Below are 231 nucleotides of genomic sequence, written 5' to 3'. Positions count from 1 at the left end.
TCAAACACGGCTTTCAGGAAGTTCAAGAACGTGCTTTTGCCTGTGTTGCGTTCTTCTGAAACAAGTAGGACAATAGGCAGCTTCTGTGTCGGCTGTAGATACAGCAGTTGCATATAGTCCATACCCAGCTCGTATTGTTCCCCGAAGATGTGCCGCATCAAGGATTGGATGTGGGAGAAGTCCCCCTGCTGCGGTTTATGCTCTATAGGCTCGTAAAGGTTCAGAAATCCC

General features: G+C 48.5%; 1 pseudogene. It reads right to left on the bottom strand.

Annotation, left to right across the window (positions count from 1 at the left end):
- Nucleotides 1-231 (bottom strand): annotated as a pseudogene (locus DXA74_RS16705) (helicase); the annotation flags it as partial.

Origin of the sequence: Bacteroides sp. OF04-15BH, assembly GCF_003477995.1 — a bacterium.
In the GTDB taxonomy this organism is placed as follows: Bacteria; Bacteroidota; Bacteroidia; order Bacteroidales; family Bacteroidaceae; genus Paraprevotella.
This window is presented reverse-complemented; position numbering and strand designations above follow the sequence as displayed.